Consider the following 22,264-nt stretch of genomic DNA (forward strand, 5'->3'; position numbering starts at 1 on the left):
CATCAAGCCGGCCAACCAAGGCGCGGGCTGATGCAATAAACCGTGTGGGCGCCTGCGGCAACACCTGTTTTTAACGGCAGGCGAAATGTCAACCTTGTGTCCCGCGCTACAACCGGCCGGCGCGCAGCGCGCCGACCTGAATACCGCTTCGTTGGCAAGCCCGCCAAACCCCGGCGGGGTTAACTGTAACGGTAAAAAGGAAAACATGAACAATAAGAGTAACCTTTGAGAACCAAACAGGCCATAAGACTTGTCGGGCGGCAATGAGGGCATGCGCGGTAACGGCAGGATAACCTATTGACATATAAAAACAAACCGGGACACGCCCGGTTTGCTCTGTTTTTTACTTTTTCAACGTCCGACGACCATCAGGCGTCAAACGGATCGCGTAAGATCATGGTTTCGCTTCGGTCAGGCCCGGTCGACACGATGTCCACCGGCACGCCGGTGACCTCTTCGATACGCTTGATGTAGAGACGCGCCGCCTCGGGCAGCTTGTCGAACGCCTTTACGCCAAAGGTGCTTTCGCTCCAGCCCGGCATGGTCTCATAAATCGGCTCAATGCCTTCCCAGTTTTCCGCCGCCAGCGGCGTACTCTCCACCACGCGACCGTCGGGCAGACGGTAAGCAGTGCAGATTTTCACTTCCTGCAGACCGTCAAGCACGTCGAGTTTGGTGAGGCAAAAACCGGAAAGAGAGTTGATCTGCACCGCACGGCGCACCGCTACCGCGTCCAGCCAGCCGGTACGACGGCGACGGCCGGTGGTGGCGCCGAATTCATTGCCCTTGGCGCACAGGAATTCCCCGGTGTCGTCAAATAGCTCGGTGGGAAACGGGCCGGCGCCGACGCGGGTGGAATAGGCCTTGACGATACCCAGAACATAATCCACATAGCGAGGCCCGAGGCCGGAGCCGGTGGTGACGACGCCGGCCGTGGTGTTGGACGAGGTGACGTAGGGATAAGTGCCGTGATCGATATCCAGCAGCGTGCCCTGAGCACCTTCAAACATCATCAGATCGCCGCGTTTGCGCGCGCTGTCCAGCAGCTCGGAAACGTCCACCACCATACCGGTCAGAACGTCGGCCACCGCCAGGATATCATCCAGCACCGTTTGGTAATCCACCGCGTCGGCCTGGTAATAATGCACCAGCTGGAAGTTGTAATAGTCCACGACTTCTTTCAGCTTGGCGGCAAACGTGTCCTTGTTAAACAGATCGCCCACGCGCAGCGCGCGACGCGCCACTTTATCTTCATAGGCCGGGCCAATGCCGCGACCGGTGGTGCCGATAGCTTTGGCGCCGCGGGCCTTTTCGCGCGCAACGTCCATCGCCACATGGTAGGCAAGAATCAGCGGGCACGCCTCGGAAATCAGCATGCGTTCGCGTACCGGAATACCCTGCGCCTCCAGCTCACCCATTTCTTTCATCAGCGCTTCCGGCGACAGCACGACGCCGTTGGCGATGATGCTAACCACGTTTTCACGCAGGATGCCTGAGGGGATCAAATGAAGGACGGTTTTTTCACCGTTGATAACTAAAGTATGACCGGCGTTGTGTCCACCCTGATAGCGAACAACATATTTAGCCCGTTCGGTCAGCAGGTCGACGACCTTGCCTTTACCTTCGTCACCCCATTGGGTGCCCAGTACGACGACGTTCTTACCCATCTCTTAACTTCACCAGATTGCTTAAAAATGGATTCTACCATCTGAATCCACGACTTTCAGTACTTTTTGACGCCGGTTCGCGCTGTTTTTTCGCGCTGCGATCAGGCGCCCATTTTGCTACGCAACATATAGTAGATGACGCAGCCGGCGACCACTAAACCGCCGCCGAAACGGCGCAAAAGCGGGTCCGGCAGCGTTGCCAGCGAACCTATCATCTTACGCCAAACGCTGGGAAACAGCATCGGCCCCAATCCCTCCAAGACCAGCACCAGACCGAGCGCCATCCAAATCGTCGGATTCATGACATTTCCTCAAAGCAAAAAAGGCCCGAAGAGTCGGGCCTGATTAACTGTATGGAGCAACCGTCAGGGACGGCGGCCGACCACGGTGTCTTCCGGCGACTTCATGAAGCGGAAGAAATCGCTTTCCGGGCTCAGCACCATCACATCGCTGTTGCTGTTAAAGCTGTTCTCATACGCGCGCAGGCTGCGGATAAAGGCATAGAACGCCGGATCCCTGCTGAACGCATCGGCGTACAGCTTGGCGGTTTCCGCATCCGCTTCACCGCGGGTAATCAACGCCTGACGCTCGGCTTCAGCCAGGGTGCGGGTCACTTCGTAATCCGCCGCGGCGCGCAGCTTCTCCGCCTCTTCCTGACCCTGAGAACGGTGGCGACGGGCGACGGCTTCACGCTCGGCGCGCATACGTTGATAGATGGCGTCTGACACTTCCGTCGGCAGGTTGATTTGCTTGATACGCACGTCGACAACCTCGATCCCCAGCGCCGCCATACTGTTTGGATTCACCGACGGCTGCGGGCCGTTGGTTTCACGCTCTACCCGCGCGGCGGCGGAAGCGATGGCGTCATCGGCCGAGGTCGCCTGCGTCTCTTCATCGTCGCCGGACGTGCCGTTGTTCAGCGCTTCGCGCACATCTGTCATCAGACGGTTGCGGGAATCGGTGACAATCCCCTTAACATCTAGCCGGCCGAGCTCCGAGCGCAGACGGTCGGAAAACTTCCGTTTCAGCAACACTTCCGCCTGCGAAACATCACCGCCGCCGGTCGCCAGATAATAACGGCTGAAGTCGCTGATACGCCATTTGATATAGGAGTCGACAATCAGATCTTTCTTCTCCATGGTGACAAAGCGATCGGCCTGGTTTTCCATGGTCTGAATGCGCGCATCAAGATTTTTGACCGTTTCGATAAACGGTATTTTCATGTGCAGGCCGGGGTTGTAAATCAATGGCTTGTTATCGCCGTCGCGCAACACCTTGCCAAAGCGCAGAACGATGCCGCGCTGGCCTTCCTGCACCACAAACAGTGACGCATAAAGCACCACCAGCACTACGACCACAATAAGCAACAAAGGCTTACGCATCGGTTATTCCCTCCCTTCGCGCGTGGTATCGTCACGCTGTGCATTGGCGCGTCGCTGATCCATGACCGTTCCGCTGGCGTTGCCGCCCGCGGCAGGCGCCGTCGCGGTACCGCCAGAGCCGCCGGCAGGCAGCCGCAGCAGATTAAGGGCATCGCTGCCCGAGCGGGGCTTGGTATTGCCGGCCGGCGCGTTACGCAGCATCTGATCGAGCGGCAGCACCATCAGATTATTGCTGCCCTTGTCATTGACCAGAATTTTGCGGGTGTTGCTCAGCACGCGCTCCATGGCATCGATATACAGACGCTCACGGGTAATTTCCGGCGCCGCCTTATATTCCGGCAACACCTTGGCGAACCGCTGGACTTCCCCCTGCGCTTCCAGCACCGTGCGGGCCTTATAGGCGCGGCCCTCTTCCAAAATGCGCTGCGCCTGACCGTTGGCGCGCGGCTGGACTTCGTTGGAATACGCTTCGGCTTCGCGGATATATTGCTGTTCGTTTTCCCGCGCGGCAATAGCATCGTCAAATGCCGCTTTCACCTCTTCCGGCGGCCGAGCGGCCTGGAAGTTGACGTCCAGCAGGGTGATGCCCATGTTGTAAGGCTGAACAGTTTCTTCCAGCACGCGTTGGGTGTCGCTGCGCACCACGGTACGGCCTTCGGTCAGGATGCGATCCATGGTGTATTTACCGATAACGCCGCGCAGGGCGCTGTCGGTGGCCTGACGCAGGCTGTCATCGGCGTTGGTCACGCTGAACAGGTAGCGCTCAGGGTCTGTCACGCGATATTGCACGTTCATTTCCACGCGCACCACGTTTTCATCGGAGGTCAACATCACGCCGGACGCCGCCAGCTCCCGCACCGACTCCACGTTGACCGCGGTCACGGTATCGATAAAAGTCGGCTTCCAGTTCAGGCCGGGCTGAACCAGATGATCGAATTTGCCAAAACGCAACACCACGCCGCGTTCCGCTTCCTTGATCGTGTAGAAGCCGCTGCCCGCCCAGATGACCACAACGGCCGCTACCGCAAGACCGATATAACGGCCGCTTCTGCCCGGGGCGCTGGTACCGGTACCCGTGCCGCCGCCTTTGTTACCAAACCCGCTCAGCTTGCGGCTGAGTTTACGGAAGATATCATCCAGATCGGGCGGCCCTTTTTCGCGTCCGCCTTTATTGTTATTTCCGCCAGAGTTGCCGCTATTATTATTGCTGCTCCCCCACGGGTCGCGGTCATGTCCGTTATTACCGGGCTGATTCCACGCCATGTTTTAGCTCCATTTTACTTTAATTAGTATTCTTCAGGCTTGAGTTCCCAAAGGACGGTCAGACAAGATAGTCTACCAACGCCATTTCCTGCTTACATAAACGATGCCAGTCGATGATGGGCAGTCTTACGACCAGCCCCACGCTGCCATCTTCTTCGACCCACTCTTTTTCAATGGCCTGCAGTTGATAAAAAAGACTGCGCAGCCGGCCAGCCTGCGGGGGCAGACGGAGCTCATGGCGCGCAATTTCGCCCGCCAAACGCTCGGTGAGCGCTTGCATCAGCAGCGCTATCCCTTCACCACTGTGGGCGGAAAGCCACACCCGGACAGGACGGTTTTCTTCATCGCGATCGATGCGCGGCGCGAAATCATTAAGCAAATCGATTTTATTCATCACCAACAACGTCGGAATATCATTGGCTTCAATTTCGGCCAATACTTGATCAACCGCGTCAATATTGTCTTTAATACGCGTATCGGCGGCGTCGACAATATGCAGCAGCAAAGTAGCCTGCCGCGTTTCCTGCAGCGTCGCTTTAAATGCCGCGACCAGATCGTGGGGCAGATGGCGGACAAAGCCCACCGTGTCCGCCAAGACGGTATCCCCCACATCACCCACATTAATGCGCCTGAGCGTCTGGTCGAGCGTGGCGAATAGCTTATCTGCCGCATAGACGCCGGCCTCGGTCATCAGATTGAATAAAGTGGATTTACCGGCGTTGGTATAGCCCACCAGCGAGACGGTGGGCACATCCGCGCGGGCGCGGGCGCGCCGTCCCTGTTCACGCTGTTTCTCCACCCTATCCAAACGGGAAAGTATCTGGCTGATTCGGTTACGCAGCAAGCGGCGGTCAGTCTCAAGCTGAGTTTCCCCCGGCCCGCGCAGCCCGATACCGCCTTTTTGCCGCTCAAGGTGCGTCCAGCCCCGCACCAGACGTGTGGCAAGATGACGCAGTTGCGCCAGCTCTACCTGCAGCTTACCCTCATGGGTACGCGCGCGCTGGGCAAAAATATCGAGGATCAACCCCGTGCGGTCAATAACCCGGCACTCGCACAGGCGTTCAAGATTACGCTCCTGGGCGGGGGATAAGGCATGGTCGAACAGGACCACAGACGCGCTACTGGTTTTAACCGCCTCCGCGATCTCTTCCGCTTTTCCCTCGCCGACAAAATATTTAGGATGTGGCGCCTTACGGCTGCCGGTAACGACGTGTAGCGCCGCTACCCCGGCGGAAGATACCAGGGATTCAAACTCCTGCAGATCTTCCATATCCTTGTCTTGCGAAAAAAAGATGTGAACCAGTATGGCCTGCTCACCGGCATCGTAACGGTCAAACAAGCGTACAACCTCTCATGCGGATTTACCGCAGCTATAATCGGGCCTTAGCGCAAACAGCACGCTAAAGCACCGCGAAATGGTCAACATGGATGCGCCTTATTCGGCGTCATCGCTTTCCGGCTGCGACGGTTGCGAAGCAGGGGTGCTGCCATGATGATAATTACTGGAACCGCCGCTCGGATTGTTATTGTGATGCGATACGGGACGCGACGGTACGACAGTAGAGATGGCGTGTTTATAAACCATCTGGCTGACCGTGTTTTTCAATAAAATGACAAACTGATCAAAAGATTCAATCTGGCCCTGTAGTTTAATGCCATTCACCAAATAAATAGAAACCGGAACACGTTCCCGACGCAATGCGTTCAAGAACGGATCTTGCAAAGATTGCCCCTTAGCCATTCTGTCTTTTCCTTATGTGCTTGTTGTTTGTAACAAGAACCATGTGGCTCTAAATAAAATAATCATTGTAAAAAAGCGCGTTCAGTACCATCAATTGTACACAATCACCCAACCTATGCACTAACAACCTGTAATACCCTATCGAGGGCGGCGGCGGGCTCATCGCTATCCAACCAATGAACATCGTGCCACCCCCGCAGCCAGGTCATCTGTCGCTTGGCAAGCTGTCGAGTCGCGCAAATCCCGCGGAAAACCATGTCATCATAATCGGTTTCGTCGGCCAAATATGACCACATCTGGCGGTAACCGACGCAACGGAGGGATGGCATTTCCTTGTGAAGATCACCTCGGGCAAAAAGCGTACTGACCTCATGCTCGAAACCGGCGGCCAACATCTGATGAAAGCGCTGCGCGATACGCTGATGCAGCAAAGCGCGGTCAAGCGGTGCGATGGCGAATTGATGTACCCGATACGCCAGCGCTTCACCGGATATTTTTGTCAGTTCCGTTAGAGTGTTACCTGAAACGAAAAAAACTTCCAGTGCCCGCGACAGTCTCTGTGGATCATTAGGATGGATACGATTTGCCGCAATCGGATCAATCTGTTGCAATTGCCGGTGCAACGCCTGCCACCCCACGGTTTCCGCCTCGCGCTCAATGCGCGCGCGCACTTCTGGACCTGCCGGGGGCAAGGGAGATAATCCCTCCAGCAGCGCCTTGAAGTAGAGCATGGTCCCACCCACCAGCAACGGTATACGACCGGCCTCGGTGATCTCTGCCATTTCCTTAAGCGCATCACGGCGGAAATCCGCCGCTGAATAAGCCTCCGCCGGATCGCGGATATCTATCAGGCGATGCGGCGCCTGCGCCAGCTCGTCAGCGCCGTGTTTGGCCGTGCCGATATCCATACCGCGGTAAATCAGCGCGGAGTCGACGCTGATGATCTCCACCGGCAGATGCTGGCGCAACGCCATCGCCAGCGCGGTTTTGCCGGAGGCGGTTGGTCCCATAAGGAAAATGGCCTGGGGCCGGCGCGGAAATGTCGGCTCAGTCATGGTTCAGGGCTTTAATAGCGGCCTCAAAATTCAATGTTACCAGAAGCCCGTCGGGCGGGGCTTTCACCCACTGCGGACAAAGGCGCTCCACCTCGGCAAGCAATTGTATCGCCCGGGAATGGCTCCAGACGACCGATTCGTGCTGCAGCCGGCGGGCAAGCCAGACCGCAACCTGGTGATGCGTCACCGACGTTTCACCTTGCAGGTAGCCTAACAGGTCTGGAATCAAGTTTTGTAAATTTTGTTGGCGTAATGGTAAAGGTACCGCATTCAGTATCGCCTGATGAAGATGCGCTTGGAGCGCAATACCCATTTCCTGCAGCAGCGGCTGGTGGCGTTTCAGCGCTGCCACCTCGTCATCACGCAGCGTCATTCGCAACGGGATCAGCAGCGGCTGGGCGCGCCAAGTATCCATTCCCGGCGTCAGTTGGCGTTCAGACAGGCAGCGTTCGGCAACCGGCAGTGAGAGTAGCGCCAGGCTGCCCGCCGATTCTACCAGCGCATAGCAAGTCGCCACCAAGGTCAGCACCCGGCCGAAGGTGTGCGGATTACCAACGACTACCGGCCCGACGCCGACGAAGGCGTCGCCACCGGGAGCGCCGGCAAGCGGGTCGGCACCCGAGATGCCGGCACTGGCAAAATCGACGCCGCTGTCCCGGTTAATCGACGCGGTGGCGGTTGGGTCTGACCCGGCGGTAGTTAGCGTTAAATGACCACCTTCCTCGCGCTGCTCGTGACGCACCTCGGGGGAAGCATATTGGCCCCCGGGCGCCTGTTGCGCGTCGGCGTTTAGCGCGTTGCCACCGGCGTGGGGTACGTGGTCGGCAGAGCGCGCTGCGTCGTCCGAAGACGGCCCGTCGCCCTCTGCCGGTCGACGCTTGGCGAAAATATCGCGCGGTGGCGTTTTTGCCCCCTGCGGCAACGACGCTGTCTGCATCAGTTGCCGATAAAGGGCCCCTTCTTTACGCTGATAGCCTGCGCCGCCGGCGTAACCGCCGCTGCGCTCCCGCGCCTGGCCGCCGCCATCATGCTGACGCGCCGCAATACTCTCCCCACCGGCCGCCGCAGGCCGACGGTCAACCTCCCGATCCCCGCCGGCCTTACCACTCTGGGGGCCCGTTTCGGCGCCAGCTACGTCTGAAGGCCGCGCCGCCGCCTGCCCGGACGCGGCGGGATCCGTGGGCAAGGGGAGTGATGCCTTGCCGTCGACCTGTTGCGCCGGCCATCGCGGATCGGCCTCGCCGGCAGACAGAGAGAAATGATTGCGCCCGGACGCCTGGCGATTCTCCGGCGCACGCGGCCCCGCCTCGCCCATCGGCAGGCGGGGAGCCATGCTTTTCTGCAAAACGGTCACCACCGCCTGATAGATAAAATCATGCACCAGCCGTGCCTGATGAAACCGCACCTCATGCTTGGCAGGATGGACATTGACGTCAACCTGATGGGGACTCACCTCTAGAAAAAGCACGAAAGCCGGCTGTTGCGCCCCCGCCAGCTGTTCCTGATAGGCTTGCCGGATGGCGTGGTTGATTAATTTGTCGCGCATGGTGCGCCGATTGACATAACTGTATTGCATCTCGGGCAGTTCCCCGCCCGCCGGATCCGCCACCCAGCCGTGGATAGCCAAATCACCGTGCTGCCAGGAAACGCTCAGTGCCCGCTCGACAAAGGCCGGGCCGCACAGCGCGCCAAGTCTGTGCAAAGGCTGGCTTTGCTGGCTGACCGCGCGGTATTGGCGCACCGTTTTGCCGTTGTGCTGCAAAATAAATGTGACGTCAAATCGTGCCAGCGCAATACGGCGGATCACTTCATCGATATGCGTAAACTCGGTTTTTTCGGTGCGCATGAACTTGCGCCGGGCCGGGGTGTTATAAAACAGATCCAGCACCTCCACCGTCGTCCCCACCGGATGGGCGGCGGGTTTAAGCGTGACCGCCAGATCGCGCCCCTCGGCGTAGGCCTGCCAGGCTTCGCTTTGCGCCACGGTGCGCGAGGTCAGGGTCAAACGCGACACGGCGCTGACGCTGGCCAGCGCTTCGCCACGAAAGCCCATGCTGGTGATATTTTCGAGATCGTCCAGGCAGGCGATTTTGCTGGTCGCATGGCGGGCCAGCGCTAATGCCAACTCATCTTTATCGATACCGCTGCCGTTATCCCGGATTCGGATGCGTTTGGCGCCACCGCGTTCGATATCGATCTCAATGCGCGTCGCCCCGGCGTCAAGACTGTTTTCCACCAGTTCCTTAACCACTGAGGCGGGACGTTCCACCACTTCACCGGCGGCGATTTGATTGGCAAGCTGTGGCGGCAACACCTGAATCGGCATAATAATCGGGTTCCTCTGGCCTTAAGCAGGCGGTATGGTTAATGTCTGCCCCAGCATCACGTTATTGGACGTCATATTATTGGCGCGCTTGATGGCGCTGGCGGACACCCCATAGCGGACGGCGATTGCGGTCAACGTATCGCCGCGCGCCACCTGATGCCGGCGCGGCGTGGCCGATGGCGCGGCGGCGGCGGGCGACGGCGCGGACTGAGCGCTTCCCCCGGCAGGAATGCGCAGCCGCTGACCGACCCAGACACCGTCTTTTTTCAGCTTGTTCAGCGAGCGAATCGCCGCCATGCTGACCCCGTATTGACGGGCGATGGAAGACAGCGTCTCGCCACGTTTGACGACATGACGACCGGCGGCGGGGGCCAGCGCGCCGGCGTTGGACTGCGCCACCGCCTGGGTGCCGCTGGCGCCGGCATCGGCCGCGGAGCTAACGCCCTGCGGCCGATTTTCGAGCTTTGGGCCGGTTTGCAGCGGATGCGCCAGGAAATAAGCGCGTAGCCCGAGATACAGGGCATTGGCGATCTTATCCTGGTATGCGCTGCTACCGAGTAGCCGCTCCTCCCGGGTATTACTGATGAAACCGGTTTCCACCAGCAGCGATGGGATATCCGGCGAACGCAGGACGCCGAGACTGGCATGTTCAGGCCGGCGCTTGTGTAGCGCACCCACCCGCTGCAGCTGGCTCAGCACCTTCACCGCGATGTCATATCCTACCCGCTGCGAGTGGCCGAACTGCAGATCCAGCACCGCCTGGCTGAGATAAGGATCGGCCTGACTGTTGGCCAGCAGATCGCCCGCGCCGCCCAGCAGCTCCGACTGTTTCTCATGCTGCTCCAGCCAGTTCGCCATTTCGCTGTTGGCGCGCCGGTTTGAGAGCACCCATACTGATGCCCCGCTGGCGCTGCGGTTGGGCGCGGCATCGGCGTGAATGGACACCAGCACGCTGGCGCCCTTTTTGCGCGCCACATCGGAGCGGCCCATGACCGAAATAAAATAATCGCCGTCGCGGGTCAATACCGGTTTGAACATCGCATCCGCATCGAGCAACGTTTTCAGTTTGCGGGCAATGGCGATAGTCACATTCTTCTCATGCAGGCCATTGGGACCGGTCGCCCCCGGATCTTGACCGCCGTGGCCGGCATCAATGGCTACCACTACCGGTTCGGCGCCCGCCGGCAACCGACCACGCGGTGTCGGGGTAGATGTTGATGCCGTCACCGCCACCGCAGCAGGGCTTTCCACAACCGTCACCCGGTTGGTGAAAGGATTTTTCACCGCTTTTGACGGCGGCGGCGCGCTTAAGGCCGGCGCGGCGGCGCGGGTCCGTGGCGCAGAGGCAACGGCGGCCGGCTGCTGGCCGGTTACGGCCAGCACCACATTGTAACGCCCGCCAGCCTGCCGTGTCGTGGCCTGCGCGCGGGATTTGCGGGTCAGCTCGAAAACCAGACGCAGACTCTGCTTATCGACCGGCGTACTGGTGCGAATGCGCTTAATGACATTTTCGCCGCTAAATTCGAGGGGCAGCCCCTGCACCGGGCCGCTCTGGCGGATATCCACCACCACCCGCTCGGGATTATGCAGCGAGAAAAAGGCGTACACCGGTTGTTGGTTAAACCCGAGCGTCACCGTCGCCTGGCTGGTGCTGTTGGCGACGTTGATATCACCGAGTGTCGCCGCCACTGCCTGCCCCATCATCAAACACACCGCCAACACCAGCATTATCCTGAACTTCAGCATCATGAAAGCGTTCCCTGTCGCGGTGCCAACCGGGCCAGAATGCGCTCGCCGGTGGCGCTCAACGCTTGCACCTGCGCCTGCCGGCCATCAACCTGATATTGCAGCGTCAGCGCGATATCCGCCGCCGGCAAGATGCCCTCCCCGCGCTGTGGCCACTCGACCAAACACAGGGCGGTGTCATCGAAATAGTCCCGCACTCCCATAAACTCAAGCTCCTCCGGATCCGCCAGGCGATAAAGGTCAAAATGATATACCGTCCAGCGCGGCAGCGCGTAAGGCTCGACCAGGGTATAGGTCGGACTTTTCACATTACCCGCGTGCCCCAACGCACGCAGAAAACCACGGCAAAACGTGGTTTTGCCGGCGCCGAGTTCGCCATAAAGGTAAATCACGCAGGCTTGCCGGCAGGCGGCGGCCAATGCTGCGCCCAGTGCGACGGTTGCCGTTTCATCCGGCAGGGGTATTACACGTATTTCCATGTCTGGTTTCTATGCGGTAAGCTCAGGATTAACAAATAGATACAATGCCGGCAGCAAATCGGTGGCCAACATACCGCGCGTGCCTTTTGCCACCGCCAGATGATCGGCGGTGGCACCATGGACCACGCAGCCGGCGCAGGCTGCATCATACAGCGACAGCTTTTGCGCCAGCAAACCGCCGATGATACCGGATAAGACATCCCCCATCCCCCCCGAGGCCATGCCCGCATTCCCGACATCGGCGACAGCGACAGCGCCATCATCGGCGGCAAGTAAAGTGCCGGCGCCTTTCAGCACCACCACGCCGCCATAGCGACGCACCAGTTGGCGCGCGCTACCTAATCGGTCACGTTCAATGTCGCCGACTTTGCCATTCAGCAGGCGGGCGGCCTCGCCGGGGTGAGGCGTAATAATTCGATTGTGACGTTTCTCAGGATTGAATGCCAGCAAGTTAAGCGCATCAGCATCCCACAGCATTGGTTTGTCACAATTTTCTACAACACGCAGCGCATTTTTCCCCCAACTTTCCTGCCCGAGGCCCGGACCGATCACCACCACATCCGCCCAATCCAGCCCCTGCTGCAGGGTATCGCGGGTGAGTGGCGCCACCATGAGTTCCGGCCGTGCGGTCAAAAGCGACGGGAGATTCTCTTCGCGCGTTAACACGCGTACCAGCCCGGCGCCACAGCGCAGCGCGGCCTCCCCCGTCATGCGAATGGCGCCGGCAAACCCGTGATCACCGCCGACAATCAGCAGGCGGCCGTTGTCGCCTTTGTGCGCGCAGGGATCGCGCGCAGGCAACCAGCGCGGCAATAGCGCCGCGCTGAGCCGCGCCATCAGCGGAGTTTCCCGTTTGAGCCACTCGCCCAAACCCAAATCGTCATAATGCAGCTGTCCGGTCACGCTGCGCGCCTTACCGGTCAGCACTCCCGGTTTCAGAGCGATAAACGTGACGGTATGGGCGGCGCGAATCACCTCCCCTGGCGTCGCGCCGGTATCGGCGTCAAGGCCGGAGGGAATGTCCAGCGCGAACACCGGCGCGGGATGACGGTTAGCCGCGATGATAAGCGCGCGGTAAGGGTCGCGCGGCGCCGCCTTGAGTCCTGTGCCCAGCAACGCGTCAATGATCACCTCTACATCCTCGGGCCAGTGTTGGTCGGCCGGATGTACTACCCCGCCCGACGCCCGCCACGCCGCTTTCGCTTGTTCCGCTTCGGCGGGTAGGGGATGCGGCCAGGCGCAGGCCAGCACCGTAACCTGCTTGCCGGCGGCGGCGGCGAGCTGCGCCACCACATAGCCGTCCCCGCCGTTGTTGCCGTGCCCCGCCAACACCAGCCAGCGCCGGGTGCCGGGGTAGAGCCAAAGAATGCGGTGAAATGCCGCCGCGCCGGCGCGCTCCATCAACTGATACAGTGGAACGCCCGCCAGCATAGCGCCCTGGCTTTCCCAGCCCCGAAGCCATTCTGCACCGTAGACGGAGTGTGATAAACTGGGTGCAGAGAATGTGTTGTCACGGTCACTCATGTCTTATCCTTTCGATCTCTCAGAATTAGCCCGGCAGATTAAACGCTGGGGGCAGGAACTGGGTTTTCAGCAGGTCGGTATTTGCGACACCGACCTTGCCGCCCATGAGCCGGCGCTGCAAGCGTGGCTGGACCGCCAGTACCACGGCGAAATGGCCTGGATGGCGCGCCACGGTATGCTGCGTGCCCGGCCGCACGAGTTGCTGCCCGGCACCCTGCGGGTAATAAGCGTACGCATGAACTACTTGCCGGCCAACGCCGCCTTTGCGTCAACCTTGAAAAATCCCTCACTAGGATATGTTAGTCGCTATGCGCTGGGCCGTGATTATCACAAAGTTTTACGTAACCGCTTAAAACAGCTGGGCGAGCGGATCCGCGACGCCTGCGGCACGGTGAATTTCCGTCCTTTTGTCGACTCTTCGCCTATTATGGAGCGGCCGCTGGCGGCCAAAGCAGGTATCGGCTGGGTAGGTAAACACTCACTTATTCTAAACCGTGAAGCCGGTTCGTGGTTTTTTCTTGGCGAATTGCTAATCGATTTACCGCTGCCGGTAGACGCACCGCAGCCAGAGCAATGCGGCCGTTGCGTTGCTTGTATCACTACCTGTCCCACCGGCGCCATTGTTGAGCCCTATACCATTGACGCGCGCCGTTGCATCTCCTATCTGACGATCGAATTGGAGGGGGAAATACCAGAAGCGCTGCGGCCGTTTGATCTTGCCCCGCCATCTCCGTACAGCTTTTGTATCTTAAGTTAACGAAGCCCGCTGCCGCCGCGGTATTCTCTCGGAGAGTGATATCCCAGCGCGCTGTGCGGATGGTTTTCATTGTAATGCGTGAACGCTGCTGCAAGGTTTCGCAGGGCTGTTCTCGCATCCGGTTTTGGCATGAACTCGATATAGTCTTCCTTCATCGTCTTCACGAACCGTTCGGCCATTCTCTGCGGGCTGCTCACCGCTGTTGTGCAGGGCTCCAGATCCAGTTCTCTGGCGAACCTCTGCGTTTCATGCGCGGTATACGCTGAACCGTTGTCCGTCAACCACTGCACCGCTGTATCGGGTAACCTGTCGCCGAAGCGCTTTTCTACCGACATCAGCATCACATCCTGCACGGTCGAACTGTCGTAGCCTACAGTGCTCGCAGCCCAGTCTATGGCCTCTCTGTCGCAGCAGTCCAGTGCGAAGGTGACCCGTAGTTTTTCACCGTTGTCGCAGCCGAACTCGAAGCCATCTGACGTAGCTGGGCATATCGCTGATGATGTCGAGGATGTCCGACAGTATTTCAGCGTCTGCTTCGTCATTACGCCGGTTACAGCGCCTGTCCTGCCAGTCGGCAGAACGCTTAATCCGCAGTGACAGCGGCGCACGCGACACGCTCATGGCGCGGCTGACCTGTGCTATTCCCCGGCCTTTGGCAACAAGGGCGCGTGCGCTATCCATTTTCGTGACTGGCCGTACTCCACGGCTTCTTTTAGGATCTCAACCTCCATCGTCTTCTTACCCAGAAGGCGCTGGAGCTCCCGGACCTGCTTCAATGCAGCTGCAAGCTCAGAGGCAGGAACAACGTCCTCCCCGGCAGTGAGGCTGCCTTCCTGATATTGCTTTTTCCACTTAAACAGCAGGCTGGGCTGGATACCGTGCAGTCGTGCGAGATGGGAGACATTCATGCCGGGCTCCATCCTCTGCTGAATAATGGCCATTTTTTCCTGAGGAGTTTTACGTTTACGGACTTCTTGACCTAACAGGATCCCGGTCATATCAAAATTGGCGTTAGTGTTAGACATATATTCAAGCCTATCTCTTATCTGGAGATACAGCTACTGTCTGGTGTTTCAGGGGGATAAATCAAGCGCTGCGGCCGTTGATAGGCAACCGTATCTATGGCTGCGATGACTGCCAATTTATCTGTCCATGGAACCGCTTTTCGTCGCTGACCGAAGAGCCGGATTTCAGTCCGCGCGCGGTATTGCACGCCCCTGAACTGCTGGAACTCTTTGGCTGGGATGAGGCGACGTTTCTGCGCGTGACCGAAGGGTCGGCCATTCGGCGTATAGGTCACGTGCGATGGTCACGTAATATTGCGGTTGCGCTGGGTAACGCCCCTTATCAGGACGCTATCGTGCTGGCGCTGCAGCGTCGGCTGGGCGAGCTACCGCTGCTGGATGTGCATATTCAATGGGCACTGGGTAGACAAATGGCGCTTCGGCAGTCCGCCGCCGTCACGGTACACAGCGCACAATAGACGCGGTTGGTCAGAGCCATCGAGAAAGGATTAACGCGCGATGCCTGAGGCATATCGCATCGGGAAAAGACCTCTTTCAATGCCGCACTCCCGCTGTGCATAAAAATAAAAATCCTTTGTCAATCAATCGTCACAAAAAACACAAGCGATCGATCTTACGTTTCATAATAAAAATTTATCTTTCTTTTTCAAATGTCTATGACTAAGCGAAATTTTCACCGTCAACCAAAGCATGAGAGATGACCGTGGTAAGCCTGTGGATAACTCTGTTTAAAAGATTACGGCAGAGGAAATAAGGCAGACGCTGCGTAACCTTTGGCGGTAGATAAATTATTCACGTAATTATTTCGCCTGCTGCGGAAAAAATGTGGCGATGGATCGCCTCGAAAGCGCTTATCGGCTACGCGCTGATAGCCTTCGTGACGACGGGTTGCATGATGTACCAGACACCACAACTTGGCAAGCTTTTTGTCGGTTGTCTGCGTGAACCCGCTTACCGTTGTGGCGTGCAAAAGCGGCGGTCGGTTTTCGTGATGATGCGTGTCAGCCACCACAGCACGCGCACTCAAGACCGGCAGCAAATTCTTCTCAGACCCGCATCGAGTCTGATGAGTAGCGATTACTAAGCACCCTTAGACTGCGGCAGGGGAATCAACGCGCCGCGACCAAGGCCTGAGCACAACCTTTTCCCCCTCCGGCGTTAGCAGTCTGGGCGATGGCCGCGCGATTACCGTCGACGGCTTTACGCGTCAGGTAGCCTGCCATGCCTATTCTGAAGAGAGTCTAATTATTATCAATATGGTTAGGACAGGGTTCAGGGCACATCACAGTCTCTTTAACCTTTAAACGAAACCACCAGCCTCATTATGATTAATACGCACGCGAAGGCACCATACCCCCTGGCGTCAGTTCAGCGTCGGGCATCAGTAACGTTAAGACCAGCTGAAGTGCGTAAAGTCCGGCCGAAACTATCACCCTGGCAGTGCTGGGGATGTTCGATAGGGCACAAGCGCTAACGATGGCGATAACGGCGAGGAGAATGGGTGAGATGGAGTACGAAGGTTGGCAACATTGATGGTTATCGCCGTGCGGCAGTAAAGCAGTGATAGTGGTATTGGCGGTGATGGCGGTGTTATGTCACACGTAACGAACGCGCAGCAACAAAAAAGGGCCTATCAGGCCCTTTTTTGCCACCGGCGACCGACCCATGTTGGATCGGCAACCGTTATTTGGAGCGGGAAACGAGGTTCGAACTCGCGACCCCAACCTTGGCAAGGTTGTGCTCTACCACTGAGCTATTCCCGCATGATAACTGTCATGCTGTCAGGCAAATTTCTGACAGCTTATTATGATTTATGCAGTGCACCATTGCTGGCAAAGACGGCATGGGCATTTGGTTCTGGTTGGATTAACAGCGTCATAGAAGCGCCTAACTTTTTGATTCCAATGCCTTTTAGCCATCTCAATCTTCGAGATGGACGCAACTATGGACTGCTTTGGCATCAACGGCAAGCCTTTTTTTGCTTCCCGGCGTGCGACTGCTTATTCCATCATCACTCACGCCTTCTGCGGGCTTGACCGGTATGGCCGGCGGGCGCGGTCGTGCTTGATAGATTATACTCATAATAAGCATTTGACGACGATCGCCGTTATCCGCCTCCGGCGATATTGACCAAGGGAGAAACTATGGAATTTCTGGGATGGACCGCTGCCGTGGGAGGGTTGCTATTATTGATGTCGCTGGCCTCCGGCTGGATTAATCGCGGTCCGCTGACGGTCTTCGGCCTCTATTTTGGTTGCCGGGATTATCTGCGGACCGTGGATACTGGGATTACTCCATCTCAAACTCGCCCGTCACGCCGTGCTCGTCGCACGGATGACCGAAATCGCCATGGCCACCTCGCTGTTCATCACCGGACTAAAGCTGCGGCTGCCATTCAGCGACTCCGGCTGGCGCATGGGCATCCGCCTGGCGTTTCCGGCAATGGTCCTCACCGTTGCCGGCATCACGCTGCTGTTTCATCTCATTACCGGCTTATCGTGGCCACTGTCTCTGGCGTTCGGTGCGATCGTCGCGCCTACCGATCCGGTGCTGGCCAGCTTGATTTCGGTGAATGACGCCAACGACGACGACAGCATGCGGGTTTCGCTCTCCAGCGAAGCGGGCATGAACGACGGCACGGCGTTGCCGGTACTGATGTTAGCGATGGCGCTGCTGGCCGCAAAAACCGACTTTTCCGCCGGCTTACTGCTCCATTGGGCGCTGAAAGATATCCTGTGGGCGCTTTTCGGCGGGCTGGGTATCGGCTTCGGCATGGGGAGAGGCGTGGTAAGATTGGCGGCGCGGGTGCGCAGCGCCCACCAAGATGTCGCCCCCAATGACTTTTTTGCTTTGGCGCTGATAGCGCTGAGCTATGCCGCCGCACAAAGCGTCGACGCTTCCGGGTTCCTGGCCGCCTTCGCAGCCGGCGTCGGTCTGCGTCGCGCCGAGGTGCGGGTGGTAAATCGCCATCCGCCCGAAGAGCTGGCGGAGGAGGAGCATTATCCCCCCGCGGAGGTTTTGGTGAACCCTAACCGGCGCCATACACTGGGCAAGGGCGGGCTGGCGACCGCCGTCGGTCTTGTCGTTGGGGATGCCCTGTCCTTCGGCGATACGGTGGAGCGATTATTCGCCGCAGCGATAGTGGTGGCGCTCGGTATTTCTCTGGCCCATCACTGGGATCCCCAGGGGTTGGTACTGGCGGCGATACTGTTCGTTGTGATTCGTCCGCTGGCGGTATGGCTGGCTACCCTGGGTACCCGCACGCCGCCGCTGCGGCGGCTAATGATTGGCTGGCTCGGGATTCGCGGCATCGGCAGCGTGAATTATATTGCCTACGCATTCAGCCACGGTCTGGCGGGCAAGGACGCAGAACACATGGTTAACATGGCGCTGACGCTTATCGTCGCCAGCGTGATTGTGCATGGCATAACCGTGACGCCGCTGCTGAACTGGCGTCAGGCCAGACAAACCGCGCGTCAGGAGCATGAGGGAGATCGGTAAGCGGCGGCCGGCGCTACGCCCTACCCGAGTGTTATCCTTACCGACTGAGGATCCCCCGGCTCATTGCAGCGGGTACTGCCGAGCGAGGCTATAAATCTTTGCCGGCAGCTCGCTCAGGCGAACGAGACAACAGACTATCGCCGGCAGCTCACTCAGGTGAACGAGACGACAGACCATCGCCGGCAGCTTGCTCAGGTGAACGAGACAATAGACTATCGCCGGCAGCTTGCTCAGCCGAACGGCGGATGGCTAGAGCGAGATCTGGCGTCCACGACGGGCCGCCGCCGCCAAGCCGTCCAGCCATGTCTGGTGGCCGTTCAACATGGGATTAGGCCGAGTACGGGCCAACGCCACCGCCGGCGTCCCATTCTGCGTTTCCTGCGTCAGGACGCGAACCCGACCGCCGGGCAAATCTTCGATAAGCCATGCATGATGTACGTCCAGACGCGTTTCGCCCTCCCCCGACCAGCCATGCCAGGCCAGCCGTCCCGGTTGTCCTGAGCCAGGCGCCACCTGCTCAACGACCTGAGCCTCTACCGTGAAACCAAAGGTTTCAAAATAGAATCGCACGCCGGATGCCAGCGCGGGGCCGGCCTGGTCATATAAGTATACGTTGGCGGCGTTCGTGTAGTAATCCGGCCAGCGCACGGCATCGTTAAGCCACGGCCAGACCTCGGCTGCGCCAAGGCCGGCTTCAATGGTCTCACTGGAAACAAAATTGTCACAAAAGCCCGGTTGATATTGCGCGGGCCAGATAATGGCGTTCATGGATTACCTTATCAATGTAGCCTGAAACGACGACGCCGAACGAGTGCAAGCGCCACCTGATGGAGGCTGTATAGATTGCGTGCTAGCATGATATAAATCCAATCGCTGATTGTAATTATAGTCATCATGCCAACTGATATTAGAAAGATGGATCTTAATTTGCTGAAAACGCTGGACGTGCTGCTGGACGAACGCAACGTGACCCGCGCCGCGCAGCGGCTGGCCCTGACGCAACCTGCGGTCAGCGGTATGCTGACGCGATTGCGTGACAGTTTTGACGACCCGCTGTTTGTTCGTACCCAGCGAGGCATCGTTCCCACGCTGCGTGCGCAGGCGCTGGCGGCGCCCGTAAAGCAATTGCTCGGCGAGGTGGAAGCTATGCTCAAGCCGCCGACATTTCAGCCCGCCACAGCCTGCGCGACATTAACCTTCGCCGCAACCGATTATGCCCTGCGCGCGGTGGTGGTGCCGCTTTTGACGATGCTTAGACAACAGGCGCCCGGCATCAGGGTAGCGGTGGTGGCGGTAGACCACGCCCGGCTACAGACGCAATTTGAGCAAGGCGATATCGACATTGCGTTATTAACGCCGGAGTCGACGCCGCCGGACCTGCACTCTCATGTGTTGTTTCTGGAAAGCTATGTCTGTGTCATGCGCGCCGATCACCCCGACGCCATTAGCGGCAGTCTGTCACTCGACCGCTTCTGCGCGCTCGATCATGCGCTGGTGTCTTATTCCGACGGCGGTTTTACGGGCGCAACCGACAGAGCACTGGCTAACCTGGGGCTGACGCGGCGCGTGACGTTAGCCGTGAACAGTTTCCTGGTACTACCTGATATTCTTCGCTCAAACGATCTTATCGCTATCGTCCCGCGGCGGCTGGCGCAGCATACCGAAGGGCTGGTCACCCTGGCGCCGCCGCTGTCGATCCCGGGTTTTAGCAAAACCGCGGTCTGGCATGAACGGACCCACCGCGATCCTGCCCAGCGCTGGGTGCGGGAAACGCTTTTCACCCTGAGTCAAGCGCCCGACTAACGCCGGCGGACGGCGCATGTCTGGACGTCATCGCTGGCCGAACGGGTCGGGTCGTCGCGATGGCAATGTTGGTGGTGGTTGGTGTAGAGGTTGAGGTTGGTGTAGAGGTTGAGAGTTGAGAATGAAGTGAAGCGTCATGTCATAAATGAAATCGGGCATTTTCTTTTCTGTAAGCACACAGCTCGGCATATTCCACGGCAGCATGACGGAAAGGTTACAAACTCGGTATGAATGAAAAAGGAAATAGTCTTATCTCCGCCGTTCTATAGGAAACTTAATATTTTTCATTGCAGGCTATGGATTAAGATAATAAAGAGCTACACTTGCCCAATCTTGACACCACGACCATGATACCTTCAGGAGTTATTTTGAAAGATAAAGTCGACCTTATTACTGGTATTACTGGCCAAGATGGTTCATATCTTGCCGAATTCCTATTGAACAAAGGGTACGATGTCCATGGCATAAAACGACGATGCTCGCAGTTTAACACGCAGCGGATTGAACATATTTTCCAAGCATCTCATGACAATAACGCCATACTTAAATTGCATCATGGTGATCTTTCTGATACCTCAAATTTAACCCGCATATTAGCGGAAGTCCAACCGGACGAAGTTTATAATTTGGGTGCGCAATCACACGTCGCAGTCAGCTTTGATTCTCCCGAATATACCGCTGACGTCGATGCCATCGGCGCGTTACGCTTATTAGAGGCCATTCGTTTTCTTGGGCTTACCGAGAAAACCCGGTACTATCAAGCATCCACGTCAGAACTTTTCGGTCTGGTGTGCGAACCACGACAGAAAGAAACGACGCCGTTCTATCCCCGCAGTCCCTATGCCGTGGCCAAAATGTACGCCTACTGGATTACGGTGAATTACCGGGAAGCCTACGGAATCTATGCCTGCAACGGTATTTTATTCAATCATGAATCACCGCGCCGTGGCGAAACGTTCGTCACCCGCAAAATCACCCGCGGTTTGGCGAGTATCGCTCATGGATTGGAAAAATGTTTGTATATGGGCAATCTTGGCGCCCTGCGCGACTATGTCCGCATGCAATGGATGATGCTGCAACAGGATAAACCTGAGGATTTTGTTATCGCAACCGGTAACCAGTATAGCGTCCGTGAATTTATTACCATGGCGGCACGGGAATTGGGCATTGAAGTCGTCTTTGAGGGCCAAGGCATTAATGAGAAAGCCTTTGTCAGCAAAATTACCGGCGGCCTGGCCCCCTCATTACGCGTCGGCGATGTCATTGTCGAGGTGGACGAGCGTTATTTCCGGCCTACCGAAGTGGATACGCTTTTGGGCGACCCCAGCTACGCGCAGCAGCGGCTCGGTTGGCAACCAGAAATCACCTTGCAGCAATTGATTGCGGAAATGGTGGGACACGATCTCCAGGCCACGCGCCAGCAAAGTTTACTCAAATCGCACGGTTACGCCGTTTGCCACAGTATCGAGTAACGTCTGAAAGCAAGGCATTCCGGCAACATTAAAAAACAATGATTATTATCACATGCTAACCGATCTGATCATGGCGTTAAAAAAGCCGCAAATCTGGAGCGTACTTTCTTGGTTTGATATTAAACAACGTTATAAACGCTCTGTGCTGGGGCCGTTTTGGGTAACATTAAGTACCGGTGTCCTGGTGGGGATGTTGAGCGTATTATGGTCGACGCTGTTCAAATTGGATGTACGCGAATATTTACCTTTTTTTCCATAGTACAGGTTGTCTGGACCTATATTTTGCTACAACTTACGGAATCTTGTAATGGTTTCGTTCAATTTGACTATATCATTAAGCAAAGCAGTACCTCTTTCTGTTCGTTGATATTGCGCATTCTCAGCAGAAACGTCATCGTTTTTGCGCACAACTTTATCATTATCGCGATAGTTATTACGCTGGTGGGCCCCGGCTGGCATTTTAAGATGTTATGGTTTTTGCCAGGACTACTCATTTTGACTACGTCACTTTTTTCTGTTCTAT

At 57.6% G+C, this 22,264-nt stretch carries 15 protein-coding genes, 1 tRNA gene and 5 pseudogenes; 6 read left to right on the forward strand and 15 right to left on the reverse strand.

Annotated elements, in window-relative coordinates; all coding sequences use genetic code 11:
* Nucleotides 1-368: 368 nt before the first annotated feature.
* The 12 genes and pseudogenes from JZM24_RS02445 to nnr all read right to left on the reverse strand — a co-directional run bounded on the left by JZM24_RS02445 (nucleotide 369) and on the right by nnr (nucleotide 13,183).
* A complete protein-coding gene (locus tag JZM24_RS02445) occupies nucleotides 369-1,667 on the reverse strand; it encodes an adenylosuccinate synthase (protein WP_215668442.1) in 1,299 nt (432 codons plus the stop codon).
* 101 nt (nucleotides 1,668-1,768) lie between these two features.
* Nucleotides 1,769-1,969, reverse strand: a complete 201-nt coding sequence (locus tag JZM24_RS02450) for a DUF2065 domain-containing protein (protein ID WP_215668443.1) — start codon at nucleotides 1,967-1,969, stop codon at nucleotides 1,769-1,771.
* 63 nt (nucleotides 1,970-2,032) lie between these two features.
* A complete protein-coding gene (hflC, locus tag JZM24_RS02455; protein WP_215668444.1) occupies nucleotides 2,033-3,049 on the reverse strand; it encodes a protease modulator HflC in 1,017 nt (338 codons plus the stop codon).
* Nucleotides 3,050-3,052: 3 nt separating this feature from the next.
* On the reverse strand, nucleotides 3,053-4,312 hold the full coding sequence (gene hflK / locus JZM24_RS02460; RefSeq protein ID WP_215668445.1) for an FtsH protease activity modulator HflK: 1,260 nt from the start codon (nucleotides 4,310-4,312) through the stop codon (nucleotides 3,053-3,055).
* A 58-nt stretch (nucleotides 4,313-4,370) separates the two neighbouring features.
* On the reverse strand, nucleotides 4,371-5,651 hold the full coding sequence (gene hflX / locus JZM24_RS02465) for a ribosome rescue GTPase HflX (RefSeq protein WP_215668446.1): 1,281 nt from the start codon (nucleotides 5,649-5,651) through the stop codon (nucleotides 4,371-4,373).
* Between the two features lie 96 nt (nucleotides 5,652-5,747).
* On the reverse strand, nucleotides 5,748-6,053 hold the full coding sequence (hfq, locus tag JZM24_RS02470) for an RNA chaperone Hfq (RefSeq protein ID WP_011410200.1): 306 nt from the start codon (nucleotides 6,051-6,053) through the stop codon (nucleotides 5,748-5,750).
* A gap of 113 nt (nucleotides 6,054-6,166) precedes the next feature.
* Nucleotides 6,167-7,108: a tRNA (adenosine(37)-N6)-dimethylallyltransferase MiaA gene (gene miaA / locus JZM24_RS02475; RefSeq protein ID WP_215668447.1), complete on the reverse strand. Its 942-nt coding sequence runs from the start codon at nucleotides 7,106-7,108 to the stop codon at nucleotides 6,167-6,169.
* A complete protein-coding gene (locus JZM24_RS19950) occupies nucleotides 7,101-7,850 on the reverse strand; it encodes a DNA mismatch repair MutL family protein (RefSeq protein WP_446680065.1) in 750 nt (249 codons plus the stop codon). The genes miaA and JZM24_RS19950 overlap by 8 nt, the downstream gene beginning before the upstream one ends.
* Before the next feature lie 153 nt (nucleotides 7,851-8,003).
* Nucleotides 8,004-9,434 (reverse strand): annotated as a pseudogene (gene mutL, locus JZM24_RS19955) (DNA mismatch repair endonuclease MutL); the annotation flags it as partial.
* Nucleotides 9,435-9,455: 21 nt separating this feature from the next.
* Nucleotides 9,456-11,183 carry an N-acetylmuramoyl-L-alanine amidase AmiB gene (gene amiB, locus JZM24_RS02485; protein WP_215668449.1) on the reverse strand — a complete coding sequence of 576 codons (1,728 nt, stop codon included), beginning with the start codon at nucleotides 11,181-11,183 and terminating at the stop codon, nucleotides 9,456-9,458.
* Nucleotides 11,180-11,659 (reverse strand): tRNA (adenosine(37)-N6)-threonylcarbamoyltransferase complex ATPase subunit type 1 TsaE, encoded by a 480-nt coding sequence (gene tsaE / locus JZM24_RS02490; protein ID WP_215668450.1) that lies wholly within the window; start codon nucleotides 11,657-11,659, stop codon nucleotides 11,180-11,182. Before tsaE ends, amiB begins: the two co-directional genes overlap by 4 nt.
* A 9-nt stretch (nucleotides 11,660-11,668) precedes the next feature.
* The gene (nnr, locus tag JZM24_RS02495; RefSeq protein WP_215668451.1) at nucleotides 11,669-13,183 is read right to left on the reverse strand and encodes a bifunctional ADP-dependent NAD(P)H-hydrate dehydratase/NAD(P)H-hydrate epimerase; all 1,515 of its coding nucleotides are present in this window, start codon (nucleotides 13,181-13,183) and stop codon (nucleotides 11,669-11,671) included.
* On the opposite strand from nnr, the pseudogene queG reads away from it, so the two are divergent.
* Nucleotides 13,182-13,892: pseudogene (gene queG / locus JZM24_RS02500) on the forward strand (tRNA epoxyqueuosine(34) reductase QueG); the annotation flags it as partial. The gene nnr and the pseudogene queG overlap by 2 nt on opposite strands.
* A gap of 44 nt (nucleotides 13,893-13,936) precedes the next feature.
* On the opposite strand, the pseudogene JZM24_RS02505 reads toward queG, so the two are convergent.
* A pseudogene (locus JZM24_RS02505) lies at nucleotides 13,937-14,938 on the reverse strand (transposase).
* Between the two features lie 83 nt (nucleotides 14,939-15,021).
* Between JZM24_RS02505 and JZM24_RS02510 the strand changes: the two are divergent.
* Nucleotides 15,022-15,423: pseudogene (locus JZM24_RS02510) on the forward strand (epoxyqueuosine reductase family protein); the annotation flags it as partial.
* Nucleotides 15,424-16,653: 1,230 nt separating this feature from the next.
* Here the strand turns inward: JZM24_RS02510 and JZM24_RS02515 are convergent.
* Nucleotides 16,654-16,728: transfer RNA gene (locus JZM24_RS02515), tRNA-Gly, on the reverse strand.
* Between the two features lie 381 nt (nucleotides 16,729-17,109).
* Between JZM24_RS02515 and JZM24_RS02520 the strand changes: the two are divergent.
* Nucleotides 17,110-18,466: pseudogene (locus JZM24_RS02520) on the forward strand (cation:proton antiporter).
* Between the two features lie 249 nt (nucleotides 18,467-18,715).
* Here the strand turns inward: JZM24_RS02520 and JZM24_RS02525 are convergent.
* Nucleotides 18,716-19,234 (reverse strand): SRPBCC family protein, encoded by a 519-nt coding sequence (locus tag JZM24_RS02525; RefSeq protein ID WP_215668452.1) that lies wholly within the window; start codon nucleotides 19,232-19,234, stop codon nucleotides 18,716-18,718.
* 126 nt (nucleotides 19,235-19,360) lie between these two features.
* Here JZM24_RS02525 and JZM24_RS02530 point away from each other — a divergent pair, with 126 nt between their 5' ends.
* From JZM24_RS02530 to JZM24_RS02540, 3 genes are all read left to right on the forward strand, one after another.
* The gene (locus tag JZM24_RS02530) at nucleotides 19,361-20,269 is read left to right on the forward strand and encodes a LysR family transcriptional regulator (RefSeq protein WP_215668453.1); all 909 of its coding nucleotides are present in this window, start codon (nucleotides 19,361-19,363) and stop codon (nucleotides 20,267-20,269) included.
* 347 nt (nucleotides 20,270-20,616) lie between these two features.
* The gene (gmd, locus tag JZM24_RS02535) at nucleotides 20,617-21,741 is read left to right on the forward strand and encodes a GDP-mannose 4,6-dehydratase (RefSeq protein WP_215669975.1); all 1,125 of its coding nucleotides are present in this window, start codon (nucleotides 20,617-20,619) and stop codon (nucleotides 21,739-21,741) included.
* 52 nt (nucleotides 21,742-21,793) lie between these two features.
* Nucleotides 21,794-22,000, forward strand: coding sequence for a hypothetical protein (locus JZM24_RS02540; RefSeq protein WP_050747382.1), 207 nt, complete (start codon nucleotides 21,794-21,796; stop codon nucleotides 21,998-22,000).
* Nucleotides 22,001-22,264: the final 264 nt, after the last annotated feature.

This window comes from Candidatus Sodalis endolongispinus (assembly GCF_018777395.1).
Taxonomy (GTDB): Bacteria; Pseudomonadota; Gammaproteobacteria; order Enterobacterales; family Enterobacteriaceae; genus Sodalis_B; species Sodalis_B endolongispinus.